Origin of the sequence: Paenibacillus sp. MMO-58 (assembly GCF_037146255.1) — a bacterium.
GTDB lineage: Bacteria > Bacillota > Bacilli > Paenibacillales > Paenibacillaceae > Pristimantibacillus.
In genome coordinates, this window is record NZ_JBBCVY010000001.1 from 920,949 (window position 1) to 939,433 (window position 18,485).

Sequence of the window (18,485 nt, forward strand, 5' to 3'; positions counted from 1 at the left end):
CAGCAATTGATGCGGGTGAAAAAGAGAAATTCATTGCCTGGAGCTTCTGGCCGTATGGCAATGCTTACTATACTGATCGTGACCGTATTGTCCTTGAGCGGCTGCATGTACCCCAAAAGCGAGCTTAAGCAAAATCAGGCCGCGCCAAAGGAAGCCGTCCGGAATGTGCAGGCGGCTATCGATCAATACCAGTCGGAGACCGGGATGCTGCCTATGAAAAACAGCAGCGCCGATACGCCGGTCTATGAAAAGTTCCAGGTTGATTTCACGCAGCTGAAGAACAAGGGATATCTAAGCTCGATACCAACCGCAGCTTTCGAGAATGGCGGCAATTATTATTTCCTGATTATCAACGAAGAGACTAAGCCGCAGATCAAGCTGATGAATCTGGTTACCTATCAGCAGATCAACGATATTCAAAGCTGGGTGAACGATTATAAAAAGAACCACGATAACCGGCTGCCGAAAGGCGAACTCGCTTATCCGGGCTATGTCTATATCGATTATAAGGCGATGAACAAAAAGGCGCCGGAGCTGCGCAGCGATTATTCCTTCCAGACGATTGCGGCAATTATGGACGAGTCCGGCCGCGTGTATACGGATTACGGGATCGACATTATGCAAGCCATGCAAAAGAAGGGCGATACGGGCATTGCGGCAGACACCGATCTGCGTACCGTTCTGGTTGACTCCGATATGTTTGTACCGGTCAAGGCGCCGGTCTATCACTGGGTGAATAAAGAACCGCAGGCCGTTTCGGAGCAAGGCAAATAAGCGGAAAACACGAATCCTCATTACCATCCTATACGGACCGGTAGTGAGGATTTTTTGGTATAGAAATCTTTACATCTTCATATAACTCAATCTTGGAAGGGCAAGAGCGTGACTGACTTAAGGGAAAAATTGTGAAAGGAATCGGAATATTCGGTAGGCTAGGACAATATGATATTACTAGTCCAACAAGCTGTACGAGTTGCGTCGCTGGCCTGCCCTCTGAGTCCGGTGGAAGGCGGCGAACCGGAAAATCAATTGGGAGGGGATATTCAGTGGAGAAAGTGGACATTTTCAAGGATATAGCCGAACGTACCGGCGGGGATATTTACCTCGGGGTAGTAGGGGCTGTCCGTACGGGCAAATCAACGTTTATCAAGCGGTTTATGGAAACGGTTGTGCTTCCGAATATTGCAAGCGAAGCCGAGCGTGTGAGAGCCGTTGATGAACTTCCTCAAAGCGCCGCGGGTAAAACAATCATGACAACTGAACCGAAGTTTGTACCGAATCAAGCGGTACAATTACGCGTCAGTGAAGGACTTGATGTAAACGTCAGGCTTGTGGACTGCGTTGGTTACGCCGTCGAAGGGGCGAAAGGTTATGAGGATGAGAACGGCCCTCGCATGATTACTACGCCTTGGTTCGACGAACCGATCCCATTCCAAGAGGCGGCGGAGATCGGCACCAGAAAAGTGATTCAAGAGCATTCGACTCTTGGCGTTGTAGTGACAACGGATGGCTCCATCGCCGAAATCCCGCGCGCATCCTATGTAGAGGCAGAAGAGCGCGTGATCGGCGAATTGAAGGAAGTCGGCAAACCGTTCGTACTTATCATTAACTCCACACGTCCTCGCAGTGAAGAAGCGATTCAGCTTCGCGGGGAGCTGCAGGCCAAATACGATATTCCGGTAATTACGATGAGCGTAGCGACTATGGGCGAAGAAGAAGTGATGTCCGTCCTGCGCGAAGTGCTCTACGAGTTCCCGGTTCACGAAGTCAACGTTAATCTGCCAAGCTGGGTAATGGTTCTGAACGAGAACCACTGGCTGCGCAGCAACTACGAAAATTCCGTACGCGATACCGTGAAAGATATTCGCAGACTGAGAGACGTCGATCGCGTTGTCTCGCAATTCTCCGATTATGATTTCATTGCCAGAGCCGGCCTCAGCGGCATGAACATGGGCCAAGGCGTAGCGGAGATCGATCTCTTCGCGCCGGATGAACTGTATGACCGCATCCTGATGGAAGTGGTCGGAGTTGAGATCCGCGGCAAGGATCATCTGCTCCAGCTGATGCAGGAGTTCTCGCATGCGAAGCGGGAATACGACCGATTCGCGGAAGCGCTTGAGATGGTTAAGGCTACAGGCTACGGGATTGCGGCACCTACGCTTGCGGAGATGGCTCTGGATGAGCCGGAACTCATCCGTCAGGGCTCCCGCTTTGGCGTTAGGCTGAAAGCGACTGCGCCTTCGATTCACATGATCCGCGTCGACGTCGAGTCCGAATTCGCGCCAATCATCGGGTCGGAGAAGCAGACCGAAGAGCTGGTCCGTTATTTGATGCAGGACTTCGAGGCAGATCCGATCAAGATCTGGGAGTCCGACATTTTCGGAAGATCGCTCCATTCCTTAGTGCGTGAAGGCATCCAGGGCAAAATCGCCATGATGCCGGACAATGCACGCTACAAGCTGCAGGAGACCCTCGGAAGAATTATTAACGAAGGTTCCGGAGGACTCATTGCCATTATCCTTTAAAGCTAGATTAAGAGGACGGTTGAACCGGTGTAACGCCGGATCAGCCGTTCTTTTTGCGCTGTGCGGCATTCCGTCGATGCTGTAACAAATTATTCATTGCAATTATTCGTTGTGGTTAATATAATGGCAATTGTTGAACGTTTCGATCTTTTTCGACATTTTCGTTCGTGTTTGTCGATCTTTTCCCATTTTTGTGAAAGTAATACTTAAATTCCGATTGACATACTTGGTAAAAATGATATGATTACAAATAGATCATTTCATCTATCATTTTGGTTAGATAAAAAGGGAGAGAAGAACATGAAAAAATGGGGTAAACTTTCTTTAACGCTGCTTGTTGCTATCGTTCTTGTCATTGCATCGGCATGCGGCAACAGCAAAAACAACAACAACTCTGCTAATTCCGAAGCTAGCAGCAATGCTGCGGCTAACGCATCGGAAGCGCCTGCGGCATCGGGCAACAGCGAGCTTGACGCACTGAAAGGCAAGAAAGTAGCACTCGTAATGCAGTTCAACACAGGCACATTTTCTTCGCAATACGTAGAAGGCGTGAAAGAGCAAGTTGAGAAGTTCGGCGGCTCTGTTCAAGTTTTCGCTTCCGATAATGACCTGGCTAAAATGTCTTCCAACCTTGACGCAGCTGTCAACCAAGGCTTCGACGGTATCCTGATCGACCACGGACAAGCTGGCGCTCTGGAACAAGGAATCAAGAAAGCACAAGAAAAAGGCATCAAAGTTGTCGTATTCGACGCAGACGTAAAAGTAGACGGCGTGCCTGTTCTGCAACAGGATGACCAATCGATGGCGAATCTTACGCTCGAGCAGTTGGCTAAAGACGCAGGCGGCAAAGGCAACATCGTTAAAGTATGGGTAGCTGGCTTTGCTCCAATGGAACGCCGCCAAGTGGCTTATAAAGCATTCCAAGAGAAATATCCTGACATCAAAGAAATCGCTGCATTCGGTAACGCTAACAACCCAGCAATGGACACGCAAGCGCAAATGGAAGCGATTCTGAAGCAATATCCGAACAAAGGCGACATTACGGCTGTATGGGCGGCATGGGATGAATTCGCAAAAGGCGCTGCACGCGCAATTCAGCAAGCAGGCCGTACTGAAATCAAAGTTTACGGCATCGATATGAGTGACGAGGATCTTCAAATGATCCAAGACAAGAACAGCCCTTGGATTGCTTCGGCTGCCGTAGATCCGAAAGATATCGGCCGCGTTCAAGTTCGCACCCTGTACAAAGAGTTTAAAGGCGAGGCAAACGATCCAATTACCGTGCTTAACGCCGTATACGTAAGCCGCGACGAGCTGCCAGCCGATAAAGTAAGCACGACTCAACTGTCCCAATATATCAATGGTTGGGGAAGCAGCACGCAAAACTATGAAGACTGGATGAAAGAGCTGGAAGGCTCGAAGTAATCTGGAGGCATAATGCTTACGAAGCTAGAATGGCTTCGCAATTCGTTTTAGCCTTTAACGAAACGCTGGAGAGGTGCACAACATGAGTGTTGCAAAGCAATTGCAAATGAAGGGGATCCGGAAAGCTTTTTCCGGCGTCCCCGCCCTCCGCGACGTCGAATTTAACCTGCTAAGCGGCGAGGTTCATGCGCTGCTTGGTGCCAACGGAGCAGGAAAGAGTACCCTGATGAAAATTTTATCGGGTGCTTACAGCCAGGACGAAGGCACGATTACAATCGACGGGCGGCAAGTTCATATTGGTTCACCTGGGGATGCCAAACATTTGGGCATCCATTGTGTTTATCAGGAAGTTGACACGGCTCTTGTTCCGCAGCTGAGCGTGGCGGAGAACGTTATGCTTGACAGCATTTCCAGCAAAGGCAGCAGCCTATGGCTGAACTGGCGCAAGCTGGAGAAGCAGGCGGAAGCAACACTGGCGCGGCTTGGCGCATCGATTCCGGTCAAGAAGAAGGCAGGGGAGCTGACGCTCGCCGAGAAGCAGCTTGTACTTATTGCCAGACTGCTGACGGAGAAAGCAAAATACGTTATTTTTGACGAACCGACCGCACCGCTGAGCCTAGAAGAAGCGGAGCGGTTATTCCGTGTTATCGGGCAGCTCAAAGAGGAAGGAATCGGAATCGTATTTATTTCCCACCGGCTTCCGGAAGTATTCCAGCTCTGCGATCGCATTACGGTTATGCGCGACGGTGAGCGCGTGTTGACCGAGTCCACATCATCGTTAACGATTGACGACGTTGTACAAGCTATGCTGGGCCGGGTATTCGAGGAAGAATTTCCGAAAACGGAGGTTCCGATCGGTGATCCGCTTCTTGAGGTGTCCGGGGTTACGCGCGGACATCATGTCCGCAATGTAAGCTTTAATGCCCGCAGCGGTGAAGTCGTTGCCATTGTTGGTCTGGTCGGAGCCGGCAAGACAGAGCTTTCCAGAGTTTTGTTCGGCGCCGATAAGGCAGAGACGGGTAAAGTGACCATCGCCAAGAGAGCGGTTAACAACAGCGAACCGGCGGATGCCATAGCCGGCGGCATTGTGCTGGTGCCGGAGGAACGGCGTAAGCAGGGCATTCTTGTAGGAGAATCGGTTCAGAACAACTTAAGCCTGCCGATTCTGAAGCTGCTGACGAGAAGCGGCTTCCTGTCAGGAAAGAAAGAGTCGAACAACGCTGCCGCGATTATCGGGAAGCTGGGGATCAAGACCTCCTCTCCCAATCAGAAAACCGGTCAGCTGAGCGGTGGCAACCAACAGAAGGTATCCATCGGTAAGTGGCTTCCAACCGGAGCGGAGGTCTACCTGTTCGATGAGCCGACAAAAGGCGTGGATATCGGCGCAAAAAGCGATATTTTCCGGATTATCGGATCGCTCGCCGAGCAAGGGAAAGTAATTGTTTACTTAACATGTGAATTTGCAGAAGCGATGGGCATCGCCGACCGAATCCTCGTCATGTGCGACGGCGCACTAGTGAAGGAATTTGGCCGGGGCGAAGCCACGCAGGAGCTGCTGATGCTTTACGCAAGCGGCGGCAAGGAGGAGCAGGCATGAGAGAGAAGTCACTAGATTTCATTTTTAAATTCGGATCATTACTTGTTATTGCCTTAGTCATCCTATTCTTCTCGATGTGGGATGAGCATTTCTTTACGTACGCGAATTTATCGGATATTTTGCGGTCTATTTCGATTACGACCTTTGTTGCGATTGGCGTAACCTTCTCTCTGACGGTTGACGGCTTCGACTTGTCGGTAGGCTCTACCGTATCGTTAACGACGGTTGTCACGGCCGCATTCATGGTCTGGTACGAGCAGCCGGTTGTCGTCGTTATCATTGTTGCTCTATTGATTGGCGCATTGGTAGGTTTGTTGAACGCGCTTCTGATCGTCAAAGTCCGCATTCCGGACATGCTGGCCACATTGGCGGTCATGTACATCGTTGGCGGTATCCATAAGACCTATACAAAAGGTTATTCGATCTACAACAACATGCCGATGCCTGACGGATCTACCGCTCCGGGCAAGTTCAGCGATTCGTTCCTGTGGCTTGGCCAAGGCAAGCTGCTTGGCATCCCGGTTCCGGTGGTGCTCATGATCATTGCTGTTATCGCGGTGCACCTGTTCTTCAAATACACCCGCTGGGGACGCCAGATGTATACAACGGGCGGCAACGAAGAGGCTGCGCGGCTGTCGGGCGTTCGTGTGCGCCGTATCCGTACGTTTGCTTACATCGCTTCCGGTATTTTTGCGGCTATCGGCGGTATTCTGTATGCGGCGCGTGTCGGAACGGGCCAGATTGATGCCGGCGCTCCAATGATGATGGAATCGGTCGCTGCCGTCTTTATCGGTTATTCCGTGCTTGGCGCGGGACGCCCTAACGTAATCGGTACGTTCTTTGGCGCGATCCTGATCGGCGTGCTCCTGAACGGCATGACGATGATGAAAGTGCAGTACTATGCCAACGACATTGTCAAGGGCGTTGTCCTTGTCCTCGCGCTTGCCGTTACTTTCATTCATTTGTCCAGAAGACGAAGCGGATAAAATGAAAAATTGATGAAAGTACGCGGAACCTCTATAGGCCACTTGAAATTGGAAATCGGCTGTATTACTATAAGTTTGTTTGAGGTCGAGGTATATTTTTCAAGTTTTCAGTAAATAAGAGGGATAAGATGACTCTTCATTTACCTTTAGGGGAGGTGAAACAAATGAACAAAACCGATTTGATTAACAAAGTGGCTGAACTGTCCGATCTGTCGAAAAAGGATGCAACGAAAGCGGTTGATGCTGTATTCGAAGCCATTTCCGATGCCCTTCAAAGCGGAGACAAAGTACAACTAGTTGGCTTCGGTAACTTTGAAGTTCGCGAACGCCAAGCCCGTAAAGGACGCAATCCGCAAACAGGCGAAGAGATTGATATCGCTGCAAGCAAAATGCCTGCATTCAAGCCTGGCAAATCTCTTAAAGACCTCGTTTCCAATTAATTGCTTTTGTATAGCGCCCGAACGCCAACGCGTTCGGGCGCTTTCGTTTTCGGTCGTGCTGCCAAGTCTTGCATGTCAGAGCCGGTCTATAGTATAATCGAGCCCGATGCTAGAGCAGTCATCGTGCTGCGAGGCGAGTGCTTACGAAGTAAGAATTACCACAATTGGCTGAAAGACGGCCTATTGTGTGACAATTCTTTTTAGGAGGGTTAAGATGGAGCCGAATCAAGGCGATTACATCGTTATCAAAGCGAAGGATCAAGGCGTTCAGGTGATCGGCCTCACGCGTGGTCAGGATACCAAGTTCCATCATACGGAGAAGCTGGACAAGAATGAAATCTTGGTTGTTCAATTTACGGATCATACATCGGCAGTCAAAATCCGCGGCAAAGCTTCCGTCATGACCAAGCACGGTACGGTGGATACAGACCAGTAAAACATTGTTCGGACAAACTCCCTCACGCAGAATATGCGTGTTGGGAGTTTTTTTGTGCATAGCTTGGCATCATCGGTTGTAAAATGGGATATAAGGGATTTTTGGAGCGTTTACTAGGATCGGAGGGAACCCGTTATGCGAAAGGCCTATTTGACGGCGCTGGGAGCGGCGCTTGCGGTAACGGCGGTAATTGGCCTAATGCCTCATTCCGGAATCGGTAAGGGGAAAGGCGAGGTGGCCGTCTTTCATCCCTCCGAGATGAAAAGGCTGACAAGCAGTAATCTGGTTGATGCCATCGTTGGCCTGCAGCTGACTGGAAGAGTAGGCAAAGTGCAGTGGACCCAGGCAGTGCTAACCGTTGAAATGCGCGCAGACGACGAGAAGCAGACGGAGCGTTGGTATAGGGATATGGAGAAACTGATCAGACTGTCATTCACCCAGATGGAAAATGTAAATCGGCTGCTGATCCGCTACGTCGACGCCAAATCGGACGGCCAGCTGCTGTTTGCGGCAGATGTCCGCAGAAATGACAATTGGCTTGGCGAGGACTTTAACGAGTTAAGCGACGCCGATCCTCTGCATGACGAGCTGTGGAGGAAGCGGCTGAGAATCGCGTATACCTCCTTGCTCGAAGAGAGGTTGGGACCAATTGATACCTATTCTGCCGAGCCCCTTCCATCTTCCTGACGCAGTTGTAGCTAAATCATGAACAATTTGACCTTGGCGGCTTGTTTCGTATGCTCATGACCTAAAGTTGTGCTATAATAGTTTAGATTATTTAGCGGCAATATCTGTTCGGAGGCTTACCCCATGAAACCTTATCGTATCAACGAACTCGCATCCAAGTATGTCGAGTATGACATGATTCAAACTTACACCGAGCTGCCTGCTTTCCCCGACCCGAGGCTAAGGCTGCTTCATGCCGTGTTAAGCGAGCATGAAAACCTTGAGCCGAAGAGCGAGCTCTACTCGCTGGTTGTATCGCTGGTGCAGCTGGGTATGGATACGCATGACCTGATAGACACGGAGGAGACCCGGCGCTCAGAGGACGAGATGAGGTCAAGGCAGCTGAAGGTACTGGCCGGCGATTATTTCAGCAGCCGTTTCTATCAGCTATTGTCTCAAGCCGGGCAGATCGGCATGGTATCCAAGATCAGCGCTGCGGTATGCGAAGTAAACCGATTGAAGATGGATCTTTATATCAAAATGCAGCAATCCCAGTTGAAGGCCGAAGAGTATTTGAACAGACTGACGGAGCTCAAGAGCGAGATGTTCCAGCTGTTTAGCGGCATGATGGAAGGCGCGTTCGCGAAGCTTTGGCCGGAGTTGCTGCAGGATGTGAGCCGTTGCGAGACGGTCTTGGATGAAATGAATCGCTTTGATTCGCCATCCCGGTTTTATCAAAGCTGGGCTTATTGGCATGTCATGCAGGAAGGCACGCCGGAAGAACAGCAAAGCCTCTCCCGGAAGACGGAGCATTCCTTTATTTATGACCTGCGGGGCAAATACGAGCTTCAAAGCAGCCTTGTCTCCAAGCTGAAAGCCGCTTCTGACAGTTTGCGAAGTACGGCAGCAAAGCTGGAGTCCGACCGGCTGAAGAACGTCATTCAGGAATTGGCGGATTCCTTCCTGGAGAAGATGGCAGCCCACACCAGGGCTTAACGAAACGAGGGATATGACAGATGAATGCAAACACAGGCTCTGAATCAAGTTCAGGCTCCAGCTCGAAAGAACATGTGCATGCGCTATTCGAGAACATAGCGCCGAAATACGATATGATGAACGATCTGCTCAGCTTCCGCAGACATAAGGCGTGGCGGAAATTTACGATGCGCAAGATGAGCGTGCAGCAAGGTCAAACCGCATTGGATTTGTGCTGCGGTACTTGCGACTGGACGATAGCGCTTGCGAAAGCAAGCGGTACCGGTCAGGTTACGGGACTCGACTTCAGCCAGAACATGCTGGACGTTGGTGCCGTCAAGGTGAAGGACGAAGGCTTGAATAAGCAGATCACCCTTGTGCAGGGCAACGCGATGGAGCTGCCTTTTGCCGATAATTCCTTCGACTTTGTTACGATCGGTTTTGGACTGCGCAACGTTCCGGATTACCTGCAGGTGCTTAAGGAAATGGAACGGGTCGTGAAGCCGGGCGGCAAGGTGGTATGCCTCGAGCTTTCCAAACCATTGTGGCAGCCATTCAAAGGCATGTATTATCTATACTTTGAACGGATGCTGCCGATGATCGGCAAATGGGTGGCGAAGCGCTTTGACGAATACAAGTGGCTTCCGGATTCCTTGAAGCTGTTCCCCGACGCTAACCAGTTATCCGAACTATTCCGGCAAGCCGGGCTTCGTGAAGTACAAGCTTATCCGCTTACGGGCGGGATTGCGGCACTTCACATCGGTACAAAGGAGAAATCGCAGCAATGATTCGCAAACTACGCATTATTTTGGAAATGATAAAATTTGAACATTCCGTATTTGCTCTACCATTCGCCTTTTTGGGAGCTGTTCTCGGTACGTTAGCAGTTGAGAAGCGGTTGCCTTCCTGGGGCGAGATTGGCTGGATTGCACTTGCGATGGTTGGTGCCCGCAGCGCGGCCATGAGCCTGAACAGGGTTATCGACAAAGCGATCGACAAAGCCAACCCAAGAACGGCGCAGCGGGCATTGCCGGCAGGCTTATTGAAATCGTTCGAGGTCATCTTATTTATTATCGTCTCCTTTGCTTTGTTGTTTATAGCAGCGGCAAACCTGGATCCCATTGCAATGAAGCTGATGCCAATTGCGGTTGTGATGCTGGTTCTGTATTCTTATATGAAAAGAGTGACCTGGCTCTGCCATGTATTCCTTGGCCTTACGATCGGCTTGTCTCCGCTTGGAGGCTGGGTTGCAGTAACGGGGTCGCTGAATGCCGCGGCATGGGTGCTGTATTTCACCGTTGCCCTTTGGATCGCGGGCTTCGATATCGTATACGCAACGCAGGATTACGAATATGACCGGGATAGCGGACTTCATTCGATTCCTGCGCGCTTTGGTCTCTCCGGTGCTTTGTGGATCGCTAGAGGCTTCCATGTAATAACGGCAATAGGGTTCTTCGCTTTGTTCTGGATGACGGAATTGAGCTGGGTGTACCTCATTGGCACGATCGCATCGATTCTGATGCTCTTCTATCAGCACTGGCTGGTAAGACCAAATGATCTCTCCCGCGTGCAAATTGCCTTCTTCGGCATGAACGGAACGCTTAGCGTTGTGTTGTTCGTATTTGCGATGTTTGATCTGCTGGTGGTGCACCAATGGTAGAAGCAAGCGGTGCAACAAGACCAAAACGCTGGGTAGTCGGAATTACCGGGGCTAGCGGGGCTATCTACGGAATCCGGTTGATCGAAGAACTGCTTCAGGCTGATTACCTGGTTCATGTCGTCGTGACGGAAGCGGGATGGCGGGTATTGAAAGAAGAACTTGGCTGGGATACATCTCGCCGTCAAGCTGCATTGGAGCAGCGGTTCGGTGAAGCCGTAACGGCAGGCAGGCTGGTCTTCCATCCGAATGCCGATATCGGCGCCAGCATCGCAAGCGGCTCCTTCCAGGTTGAAGGCATGGCGATTGTGCCTTGCTCGATGGGCTCACTCGCCTCGATGGCGCGAGGAATTTCGGACGACTTGCTGACACGCGCGGCGGATGTCATGTTGAAGGAAGGGCGCAAGCTTATTATTGTTCCGCGCGAGACACCTCTGCATGCTATACATTTGGAGAACATGCTTACACTAGCTCGGCTTGGGGTAAGAATCATTCCGGCAATGCCGGCGTTTTATTATAAACCGCAATCGATGGATGAAATGATTAATTTCCTTGTCGGCAAAGTGCTCGATAGCATGTCGATCGAGCATCAATTATTCAGAAGATGGGGAGATGACCTTACATGACGGGCAGACTGAATCCGATTCGCGTCGGCCGGATTGATTATGCGAACGCATGGCCGCTTTTTCACTATTTAGAGGATTATACAGAGCAATCCGGCATTGATATCGTGCTGAAGGTGCCGGCTGAACTTAACCGGTTGTTGCGTGAAGGGGAGATACAAGTTGCGGCTGTATCTTCCTTTGCTTACGGGATGAACGACAAGGATTATGTCCTTCTCCCGCATTTATCGGTAGGGTCGGAGGGAAAAGTAAACTCAATCCTTCTATTCCTTAAACAACCGATCGAGCAGTCGTCCCCGCAGCGAATTGCTGTTACGACAACGTCGGCAACGTCGGTTAACCTGCTTAAAATATTAATGAAAAAGTATTACGAGCTTGATCCGGTATACGAGCCGGCCGAGCCGGATCTTGACCGGATGCTGGAACAGGCCGATGGCGCTCTTCTGATCGGCGATCCTGCCATCCGGGAATCTTGGGAAGACAAAGGCTTGACCGTTATTGATCTCGGTGAAGTGTGGAATCAGTGGACGGGTCTGGCAATGACTTACGCCGTTGTAGCTGCGCGCAAGGAAGCGGTGGAACAGTCACCGGAAGCTTTCGAGCGTTTGTTCCGGGCATTTACGGCCAGCAAGGAAAAAAGCTTAGGCGATCTTACGCCGCTTATCCAGAAGGCTATGGAGCAGCTTGGCGGCGATCCGGCTTATTGGCAAATGTACTTCACTTGCCTAAATTACGACTTTGGACCAAAGCAGCAGGAAGGCCTTACGTTGTATTTCCGGTATGCCAGTGAGCTTGGCTTGCTCGATCACGACGTGAACCTGCACTTTTATAAAGAAGAATCTCTGCCGAACAGGTGAATGAATGAAACTATTAGACATTTTTGCAAAGTTAAAAGGCGATATGTCCCGAATCGAGCAAGAGCTGGAACGAAGCATTTCGTTCGGCGACGAGCTGCTTAGCGAGACGTCTCTTCACCTGCTGAAGGCAGGGGGGAAACGGCTTCGCCCCGTATTTGTGCTTCTTGCGGGCAAATTCGGCCAATACGACCTTGATAAACTGACGAAGGTAGCCGTGCCGCTTGAACTCATCCATATGTCTTCCCTGGTGCATGACGATGTCATTGACGATGCATCCACGCGGCGCGGTCAGCTAACCGTCAAATCCAAATGGGATAACCGGATTGCCATGTATACGGGCGATTATATTTTCGGCAGGGCGCTCACGATAGTAACAGAGCTGGATGATCCGTTTATCCATCAGATGCTCTCGAAATCTCTTGTGCAGATGAGCATTGGCGAGATGGAGCAAATCCGGTATTTCTTCAATACCGAACAAACGATCCGCGATTATTTGCTGCGCATACGCCGCAAGACGGCGCTGCTTATTGCAATCAGCTGTCAGCTTGGCGCGGCTGCGGCAGGCGCGGACCGGGCTACGCTCAACCGGCTGTACCGTTACGGTTATAATGTCGGGATGACCTTCCAGATCCGTGACGATATGCTGGATTTGTTCGGCACGGAGAAGCAGATCGGCAAGCCTCCGGGCTCGGATATCCGGCAAGGAAACATTACGCTGCCTGTCATTCTCGCTTTGAAAGATGACAAGGTGCGCGAACCTTTGCTGGAGCAAATTCGGATTATCCGCGAGCATAACGGGAATGTTGATACCAAACCGGCTATTTCGCTGATCAAAAGCAGTAAAGGCATTCAGCTAGCTGATCAGTTGGCGAATGATTACATCAAAAAAGCTTTGGCGGCTTTAGAGGGATTACCGGGTATTGGGGCGAAGAAGAATCTGATTGACATTGCGCATTTCGTAGGTAAGCGTAATTACTAGGGGATGTAGTGCTTACGAAGCAAGAATTGTTTCACACTCGTTAAGCAGAGCTTACGAAAATGTTCCACAATTCTTTAAGTGGATGCTTACGAAGCAAGAATTGTTTCACACTCGTTAAGCAGAGCTTACGAAAATGTTCCACAATTCTTTAAGTGGATGCTTACGAAGCAAGAATTGTTTCACACTCGGTAAGCAGAGCTTACGAAAATGTTCCACAATTCTTTTTAGGAGGTAGCGTTATGGAAAGAACCTTTTTGATGATTAAACCGGATGGTGTACAACGCGGCCTTATCGGAGAGATTGTGTCGCGGTTTGAACGTAAAGGCTTGAAGCTGGTTGCTGCCAAATTTATGGTTGTGAGCAGAGAGCTTGCGGAAACCCATTACGCCGAACATCAAGGAAAGCCCTTTTACGAGCCGTTGCTGAACTTTATTACTGCCGGCCCAGTTTTTGCCATGGTATGGCAGGGGGATAATGTTATCGCCCTCACTCGTGCCATGATAGGCAAGACGGATGCGGTAGATGCGCTGCCAGGCACAATTCGTTCGGATTTTGCCGTACATACGAATTTGAATTTGATTCATGGTTCGGATTCCCCGGAAAGCGCCGCAAGGGAGATCGCTAATTTCTTCTCGCCCGAGCAGCTAGTGGAATACGAACATACCGTGCAGCGTTGGATCTAAGCCATACATAACGCTGTAGTTACAACAGGAGGCGTCCATGTCGGAGGATCTTGATTTCGATCTTTTTATCCAAAGAATGAAGGCTAAGACCAATATCGATTTGTCGCAGTATAAAGAAGCCCAAATGAAGCGTCGTCTGACGACGCTTCGCCAGAAGCACGGCTATCAGACCTTTGAGGCCTATTGGAAAGCTATTGAACAGGACCGGAGTCTGCTGAATGAATTTTTGGATCGGATGACGATTAACGTTTCCGAATTCTGGAGGAACCCCAACCGGTGGGAAGTGCTGCAAAACCGCTTCCTGCCGGAAATGCTTCAGCGGGGCGAGAGGCTAAAGGTATGGAGTGCCGCTTGTTCGACGGGGGAAGAGCCTTACACGATCGCGATGATTCTGTCGGAGCTTAACGCTCTTTCCAAAACGTCTTTATTGGCGACTGACCTGGATTCGGTTGTATTGCAAAAAGCGAAGGAAGGGCAGTATCTGGAACGTTCCTTGCGGGACGTCCCGGCTGCCTACAGGCGGAAGTATTTCGAGCCGGATCATGGGATGTACGCGGTGTCGGATAAGCTTAAAAACGCGATTACGTTTAAACAGCAGAATCTGCTCCACGATACCTTTGAGCAGTCCTTCGATCTGATCGTCTGCCGTAACGTCATGATTTATTTCACCGAAGAAGCCAAGCACTTATTATATCAAAAATTTGCAAGCGCGCTTCGGCCCGGCGGGCTCCTGTTCGTTGGAAGCACGGAGCAGATTTTTTCTCCTTCGCAATACGGATTTGAATCGGCCGACACCTTCTTCTACAGAAGAATTACCGGCTAATGTATACCGAATTCCATCCGCTCCAATACTAAGGACAACCGATCTTTAATTGGAGGATGAAGATGGACAAGCGACAAGTGATTCATGCTTACCGAAGCGGGATCATATCCATTCAAGAATGCGCTCAAATTCTCGGTCTGGACAGCCGTCAGCTTCCTAATCTGTTGAGTCAGATGGCAGTGAAGGCAGAACGGGAAACAAGCAAGCGCTTTGTGAACAGCTAACGCTTTTCCATAGCCGCCCGAAAGGCGGATGCCGAGGCCAGAAATGGCTTTGGCATCCGCCTTTTCACGCATTTAAGAGGTGTCTCATTTCTTGTCAAAGACTGAAGCCTGTACTATAATGAGCAAAGATGTTTACATAAAAAGCCCGGAATATGAACAGTTAGGATGGTAGAGATCATGCGCGAACTGAAAGTTGAGCTAGGCGAACGCTCTTATCCCATTTATATCGGTGAAGGTCTTTTGCAGGAGGCGGCAGTGTATTTCAAGAAGCATCAGATCAGCCTGAAATCGCCGCTGCTTATTATTACGGATGAACGTGTTGCCCCTCATTATCTGAAGCCGCTCGAGGGCACTCTTCGTGAAGCGGGTTTTACAGTAGCTAGTGCGGTTGTTCCTGCGGGTGAAAGCTCCAAATCGCTCTCGATGCTGGAAAGTCTCGTGACAAAAGCGCTTGAAGCCGGCTTGGACCGGAAATCAACGATTGTAGCTTTGGGCGGCGGTGTAGTGGGCGATCTTGCCGGGTTTGTCGCGGCATCCTACATGCGCGGCGTGAAGTTTGTGCAAATTCCAACGACGATCCTGGCGCATGACTCCAGTGTTGGCGGCAAAGTTGCGGTTAATCATCCGCTTGCCAAAAACATTATTGGCGCATTCCATCAGCCCGAGATGGTGCTTTACGATCTGAATACGCTGCAGTCGCTGCCTCCGAGGGAAGTAAGCGCGGGCTTGTCGGAAGTTGTGAAGCACGGGTTAATCTGGGATGCGGAATTTACGGCCTGGTGCGAAGAAAATGCGGACCGATTGCTTGCGCTTGAACCGGATGCGCTTGGATATGCCCTTTATAAAGGCTGCAGCGTAAAGGCAGCCGTTGTGTCTCAAGATGAGCGCGAGAATGACCTTCGCGCGATTCTGAACCTGGGCCATACGATCGGCCACGCGCTGGAAGCGGTAGCCGGCTATGGCGAGCTTTTGCATGGGGAGGCCATCTCTATAGGCATGATTGGCTCGGCGAGACTGGGATTGCGTTACGGCGCGCCTGAAGAGGTTTATACGACCACGAAGCGCGTGTTGTCCAAGGTAGGACTTCCGGTGAAGCTTCCTGCGCATTTTCACGTCGATGCCATTATGGATGCGATGATGCATGACAAAAAATTCAGCGAGAGCACGATGGTATTTGTAGTGCCAACCGAGATCGGCAAAGTGGAAATAAAGAAGGATGTACAGTCCGCATGGGTACGGGACATCGTTGAGCAATTGAAACTGGAGGCGTAAAAGGGATGACAGTTAGAGGGATTCGCGGTGCCATTACCGTCGACGTAAATGAAAAAGAGCCAATTTTGCAGGCAACGCTTGAGCTGCTGCAAGAAGTTGTGAAACAAAACGATATCGTCCCGGATGATATTGCGAGCGTGTTTATTACCGTTACGCAAGACCTGGACGCTACATTCCCGGCCATTGCGATCCGTCAGATGAGCGGCTGGGATCTTGTGCCATTAATGTGCGCGCTGGAAGTGCCGGTGAAAGGCAGCCTTGAGCGCTGTGTCCGTTTTATGATTCATCTGAATACGGACAAAACCCAGGCCGAGATTAACCATGTTTATCTTGGAGGCGCGCGCGTGCTTCGTCCGGATTTGTCAAAATCCTGATTGACGAAGGGCCTAATCGGTAGTATATTGATTACTAACAATAGTTAGGCAAGAGAAGAGTAGCAAGTTGAGAGACAGGTTTTACAGGAAACGCGAACATCATCACAGGATGGCGTTGCCGTTTCAACTTAGGTAGCAGGCTTTTAGTTGAGTTGAGATGAGTTAAGCAGAGACGAGTGCAGGACAGTTGAGAATAGAAGGCTTGTTTACCGTAGCTAAGCGCAAGAGATAGAATCGCTATCGTGCGCCTTAGGTCTATTCTTTATTTTGTTCGCAATCTTTTTTGTCATCATCTATACATTCAACGCCCCTGCTCCCGGCAGGGGCTTTTTTAATGCCCTTCTAACCCATACGCGAGTACCAAGAGGAGGAACCCCCCCATGACAAATGAATTGCAGCAAGTAACGAAACTGGCCGACCAATACAATATTATTCCGATCGTACGCTATATGCTTGCGGATACGGAAACACCAATCAGGCTGTTCCAGCATTTTGCGAAGGAGCAGCACGCGTTCCTGCTTGAGAGCGTAGAGGGCGGAGTGAAATGGGCGAGATATTCATTCATCGGGACGGATCCTTTCATGATGCTCTATGGGAAGAACGGGAAGATGGTACTGGAGCATAACGGCGAGAAGCAAGTGTTCGACGAGAGGCCTATTGAGCTCCTGAAGGCTCAGCTGCGCGGCTTCCGCAGTCCGTCGATGCCGGAGCTTCCGCCGTTTACGGGCGGTGCGATCGGATATTTCGGATATGATTTGCTCCAATATTACGAGAACCTCCCGGCACACCGCGTCGATGACTTGCAAATGAATGATTTGCAATTTATGTTCTGCGATCAGGTTATCGTATTTGACCACTTCAAGCAGCAGCTGCAAATTATCGGGAATGTTCATATTCCTCATAAAGCTACTAACGCGGATATCGAGAAGGCTTATAACCGTGCGGTAGCCAAGATCGAGGCAACAATCGAACGCGTGCAGCAGCCGATTACGGTTCCGGTAACATCGGGTTCTTCGATTCCTGTTGATCCCGAGCTTGGCGATGTACAGTCCAACCTGACGAAGGAACAGTTTATATCGAACGTTGACCAGGCGAAGGAATATATCCGCGCCGGCGATATTTTCCAAGTCGTCCTATCTCAGCGCTTCAGCATCGAGACCGAGGTTGATCCGCTTCATGTATACCGCGTGCTTCGCACAATGAACCCGTCTCCTTATATGTATTATCTGAAGATGGGGGATGAAGTAATCGTAGGTACATCGCCTGAAGCGCTCGTTAAGGTTAACGGCGACCGCAAAGTCGAGACCCGCCCGATTGCCGGAACTAGACCACGCGGAAAGACGCCGGAGGAAGACAAGGCGCTTGAGACGGAATTGCTCGCCGACGAGAAGGAACGGGCGGAGCATCTGATGCTGGTTGACCTTGGACGCAACGATATCGGCCGCGTGTCGGAATTCGGCACGGTGCGCTGCGACGCTTATATGGAGATTGAGCGTTACTCGCATGTCATGCACATCGTGTCCAATGTATCCGGCAAGCTTCGCGAGGACAAAGATTTCTTCGACGCTTTCCTGTCCTGTCTGCCGGCTGGCACGGTATCCGGCGCTCCCAAGCTTCGGGCGATGGAAATTATCGCTGAGCTCGAGAACGAAGCGCGCGGCGCTTACGCAGGGGCAATCGGCTATCTCGGATTTGGCGGATCGCTGGATACATGCATTACGATTCGAACCATTGTGTTCAAGAACGGCAAAGCCTATGTTCAGAGCGGAGCAGGGATCGTATGGGATTCCGTTCCGGAGAGCGAATATATGGAGACGGTTAATAAAGCAAAAGCGTGCCTTAAGGCGATCCGCGCGGCGGAAGCGGTTTTTGGCAAACGGAAGAGTTCGGCTGAACAGGCAGTTAACGCGGACTACTATGTAACAAGCGGAGAGGTGTTGTAA

The 18,485-nt window shown here is 50.5% G+C and carries 20 protein-coding genes; all 20 read left to right on the top strand.

The genetic code is table 11. The features are described 5' to 3' along the window. The first annotated feature begins 54 nt into the window (after window positions 1-54). A complete protein-coding gene (locus WFJ73_RS04265; RefSeq protein WP_336771844.1) occupies window positions 55-774 on the top strand; it encodes a hypothetical protein in 720 nt (239 codons plus the stop codon). A gap of 272 nt (window positions 775-1,046) precedes the next feature. Next, window positions 1,047-2,525 (top strand): stage IV sporulation protein A, encoded by a 1,479-nt coding sequence (gene spoIVA / locus WFJ73_RS04270; protein ID WP_127494186.1) that lies wholly within the window; start codon window positions 1,047-1,049, stop codon window positions 2,523-2,525. 300 nt (window positions 2,526-2,825) lie between these two features. Beyond that, window positions 2,826-3,950: a sugar ABC transporter substrate-binding protein gene (locus WFJ73_RS04275; protein WP_336771845.1), complete on the top strand. Its 1,125-nt coding sequence runs from the start codon at window positions 2,826-2,828 to the stop codon at window positions 3,948-3,950. 82 nt (window positions 3,951-4,032) lie between these two features. After that, window positions 4,033-5,547 carry a sugar ABC transporter ATP-binding protein gene (locus WFJ73_RS04280; protein ID WP_336771846.1) on the top strand — a complete coding sequence of 505 codons (1,515 nt, stop codon included), beginning with the start codon at window positions 4,033-4,035 and terminating at the stop codon, window positions 5,545-5,547. Further along, window positions 5,544-6,533, top strand: coding sequence for an ABC transporter permease (locus WFJ73_RS04285; protein ID WP_336771847.1), 990 nt, complete (start codon window positions 5,544-5,546; stop codon window positions 6,531-6,533). Before WFJ73_RS04280 ends, WFJ73_RS04285 begins: the two co-directional genes overlap by 4 nt. A gap of 164 nt (window positions 6,534-6,697) precedes the next feature. Then, window positions 6,698-6,973, top strand: a complete 276-nt coding sequence (locus tag WFJ73_RS04290; protein WP_127494178.1) for an HU family DNA-binding protein — start codon at window positions 6,698-6,700, stop codon at window positions 6,971-6,973. Window positions 6,974-7,187: 214 nt separating this feature from the next. Continuing rightward, complete coding sequence (gene mtrB / locus WFJ73_RS04295) at window positions 7,188-7,409, top strand: trp RNA-binding attenuation protein MtrB (RefSeq protein WP_127494174.1); 222 nt, start codon at window positions 7,188-7,190, stop codon at window positions 7,407-7,409. 135 nt (window positions 7,410-7,544) lie between these two features. Beyond that, entirely contained in the window at window positions 7,545-8,096 is a 552-nt protein-coding gene (locus WFJ73_RS04300; RefSeq protein WP_336771848.1) for a hypothetical protein, read from the top strand. Window positions 8,097-8,219: 123 nt separating this feature from the next. Next, window positions 8,220-9,071 (top strand): heptaprenyl diphosphate synthase component 1, encoded by an 852-nt coding sequence (locus WFJ73_RS04305; protein WP_336771849.1) that lies wholly within the window; start codon window positions 8,220-8,222, stop codon window positions 9,069-9,071. Between the two features lie 20 nt (window positions 9,072-9,091). Then, window positions 9,092-9,838: a demethylmenaquinone methyltransferase gene (locus tag WFJ73_RS04310; RefSeq protein ID WP_336771850.1), complete on the top strand. Its 747-nt coding sequence runs from the start codon at window positions 9,092-9,094 to the stop codon at window positions 9,836-9,838. Continuing rightward, entirely contained in the window at window positions 9,835-10,710 is an 876-nt protein-coding gene (locus WFJ73_RS04315; protein ID WP_336771851.1) for a UbiA-like polyprenyltransferase, read from the top strand. Before WFJ73_RS04310 ends, WFJ73_RS04315 begins: the two co-directional genes overlap by 4 nt. Further along, a complete protein-coding gene (locus WFJ73_RS04320; protein WP_336771852.1) occupies window positions 10,704-11,333 on the top strand; it encodes a UbiX family flavin prenyltransferase in 630 nt (209 codons plus the stop codon). Before WFJ73_RS04315 ends, WFJ73_RS04320 begins: the two co-directional genes overlap by 7 nt. Further along, the gene (locus WFJ73_RS04325; protein ID WP_336771853.1) at window positions 11,330-12,187 is read left to right on the top strand and encodes a menaquinone biosynthesis protein; all 858 of its coding nucleotides are present in this window, start codon (window positions 11,330-11,332) and stop codon (window positions 12,185-12,187) included. The genes WFJ73_RS04320 and WFJ73_RS04325 overlap by 4 nt, the downstream gene beginning before the upstream one ends. 4 nt (window positions 12,188-12,191) lie before the next feature. After that, a complete protein-coding gene (locus tag WFJ73_RS04330; protein WP_127494160.1) occupies window positions 12,192-13,166 on the top strand; it encodes a polyprenyl synthetase family protein in 975 nt (324 codons plus the stop codon). A 239-nt stretch (window positions 13,167-13,405) separates the two neighbouring features. Continuing rightward, the gene (gene ndk, locus WFJ73_RS04335) at window positions 13,406-13,849 is read left to right on the top strand and encodes a nucleoside-diphosphate kinase (RefSeq protein WP_248756344.1); all 444 of its coding nucleotides are present in this window, start codon (window positions 13,406-13,408) and stop codon (window positions 13,847-13,849) included. 37 nt (window positions 13,850-13,886) lie between these two features. Then, window positions 13,887-14,672: a CheR family methyltransferase gene (locus tag WFJ73_RS04340; RefSeq protein ID WP_336771854.1), complete on the top strand. Its 786-nt coding sequence runs from the start codon at window positions 13,887-13,889 to the stop codon at window positions 14,670-14,672. A gap of 62 nt (window positions 14,673-14,734) precedes the next feature. Next, complete coding sequence (locus WFJ73_RS04345; RefSeq protein ID WP_336771855.1) at window positions 14,735-14,896, top strand: hypothetical protein; 162 nt, start codon at window positions 14,735-14,737, stop codon at window positions 14,894-14,896. Between the two features lie 177 nt (window positions 14,897-15,073). Then, window positions 15,074-16,168 carry a 3-dehydroquinate synthase gene (aroB, locus tag WFJ73_RS04350; RefSeq protein ID WP_336771856.1) on the top strand — a complete coding sequence of 365 codons (1,095 nt, stop codon included), beginning with the start codon at window positions 15,074-15,076 and terminating at the stop codon, window positions 16,166-16,168. 5 nt (window positions 16,169-16,173) lie between these two features. Continuing rightward, a complete protein-coding gene (aroH, locus tag WFJ73_RS04355; protein ID WP_127494152.1) occupies window positions 16,174-16,542 on the top strand; it encodes a chorismate mutase in 369 nt (122 codons plus the stop codon). Window positions 16,543-16,922: 380 nt separating this feature from the next. Next, the gene (gene trpE / locus WFJ73_RS04360; protein WP_336771857.1) at window positions 16,923-18,485 is read left to right on the top strand and encodes an anthranilate synthase component I; all 1,563 of its coding nucleotides are present in this window, start codon (window positions 16,923-16,925) and stop codon (window positions 18,483-18,485) included.

Excerpts from the sequence above, each read along its gene's own strand:
- ndk (WP_248756344.1), top strand. The coding sequence starts at position 13,406 with ATGGAAAGAACCTTTTTGATGATTAAACCGGATGGTGTACAACGCGGC.
- WFJ73_RS04330 (WP_127494160.1), top strand. The coding sequence starts at position 12,192 with ATGAAACTATTAGACATTTTTGCAAAGTTAAAAGGCGATATGTCCCGA.
- WFJ73_RS04310 (WP_336771850.1), top strand. The coding sequence starts at position 9,092 with ATGAATGCAAACACAGGCTCTGAATCAAGTTCAGGCTCCAGCTCGAAA.
- WFJ73_RS04285 (WP_336771847.1), top strand. The coding sequence starts at position 5,544 with ATGAGAGAGAAGTCACTAGATTTCATTTTTAAATTCGGATCATTACTT.
- trpE (WP_336771857.1), top strand. The coding sequence starts at position 16,923 with ATGACAAATGAATTGCAGCAAGTAACGAAACTGGCCGACCAATACAAT.
- WFJ73_RS04280 (WP_336771846.1), top strand. The coding sequence starts at position 4,033 with ATGAGTGTTGCAAAGCAATTGCAAATGAAGGGGATCCGGAAAGCTTTT.
- aroH (WP_127494152.1), top strand. The coding sequence starts at position 16,174 with ATGACAGTTAGAGGGATTCGCGGTGCCATTACCGTCGACGTAAATGAA.
- WFJ73_RS04305 (WP_336771849.1), top strand. The coding sequence starts at position 8,220 with ATGAAACCTTATCGTATCAACGAACTCGCATCCAAGTATGTCGAGTAT.
- WFJ73_RS04275 (WP_336771845.1), top strand. The coding sequence starts at position 2,826 with ATGAAAAAATGGGGTAAACTTTCTTTAACGCTGCTTGTTGCTATCGTT.
- mtrB (WP_127494174.1), top strand. The coding sequence starts at position 7,188 with ATGGAGCCGAATCAAGGCGATTACATCGTTATCAAAGCGAAGGATCAA.
- WFJ73_RS04265 (WP_336771844.1), top strand. The coding sequence starts at position 55 with ATGGCAATGCTTACTATACTGATCGTGACCGTATTGTCCTTGAGCGGC.
- WFJ73_RS04290 (WP_127494178.1), top strand. The coding sequence starts at position 6,698 with ATGAACAAAACCGATTTGATTAACAAAGTGGCTGAACTGTCCGATCTG.
- WFJ73_RS04320 (WP_336771852.1), top strand. The coding sequence starts at position 10,704 with ATGGTAGAAGCAAGCGGTGCAACAAGACCAAAACGCTGGGTAGTCGGA.
- WFJ73_RS04325 (WP_336771853.1), top strand. The coding sequence starts at position 11,330 with ATGACGGGCAGACTGAATCCGATTCGCGTCGGCCGGATTGATTATGCG.
- WFJ73_RS04340 (WP_336771854.1), top strand. The coding sequence starts at position 13,887 with ATGTCGGAGGATCTTGATTTCGATCTTTTTATCCAAAGAATGAAGGCT.
- aroB (WP_336771856.1), top strand. The coding sequence starts at position 15,074 with ATGCGCGAACTGAAAGTTGAGCTAGGCGAACGCTCTTATCCCATTTAT.
- WFJ73_RS04315 (WP_336771851.1), top strand. The coding sequence starts at position 9,835 with ATGATTCGCAAACTACGCATTATTTTGGAAATGATAAAATTTGAACAT.
- WFJ73_RS04345 (WP_336771855.1), top strand. The coding sequence starts at position 14,735 with ATGGACAAGCGACAAGTGATTCATGCTTACCGAAGCGGGATCATATCC.
- WFJ73_RS04300 (WP_336771848.1), top strand. The coding sequence starts at position 7,545 with ATGCGAAAGGCCTATTTGACGGCGCTGGGAGCGGCGCTTGCGGTAACG.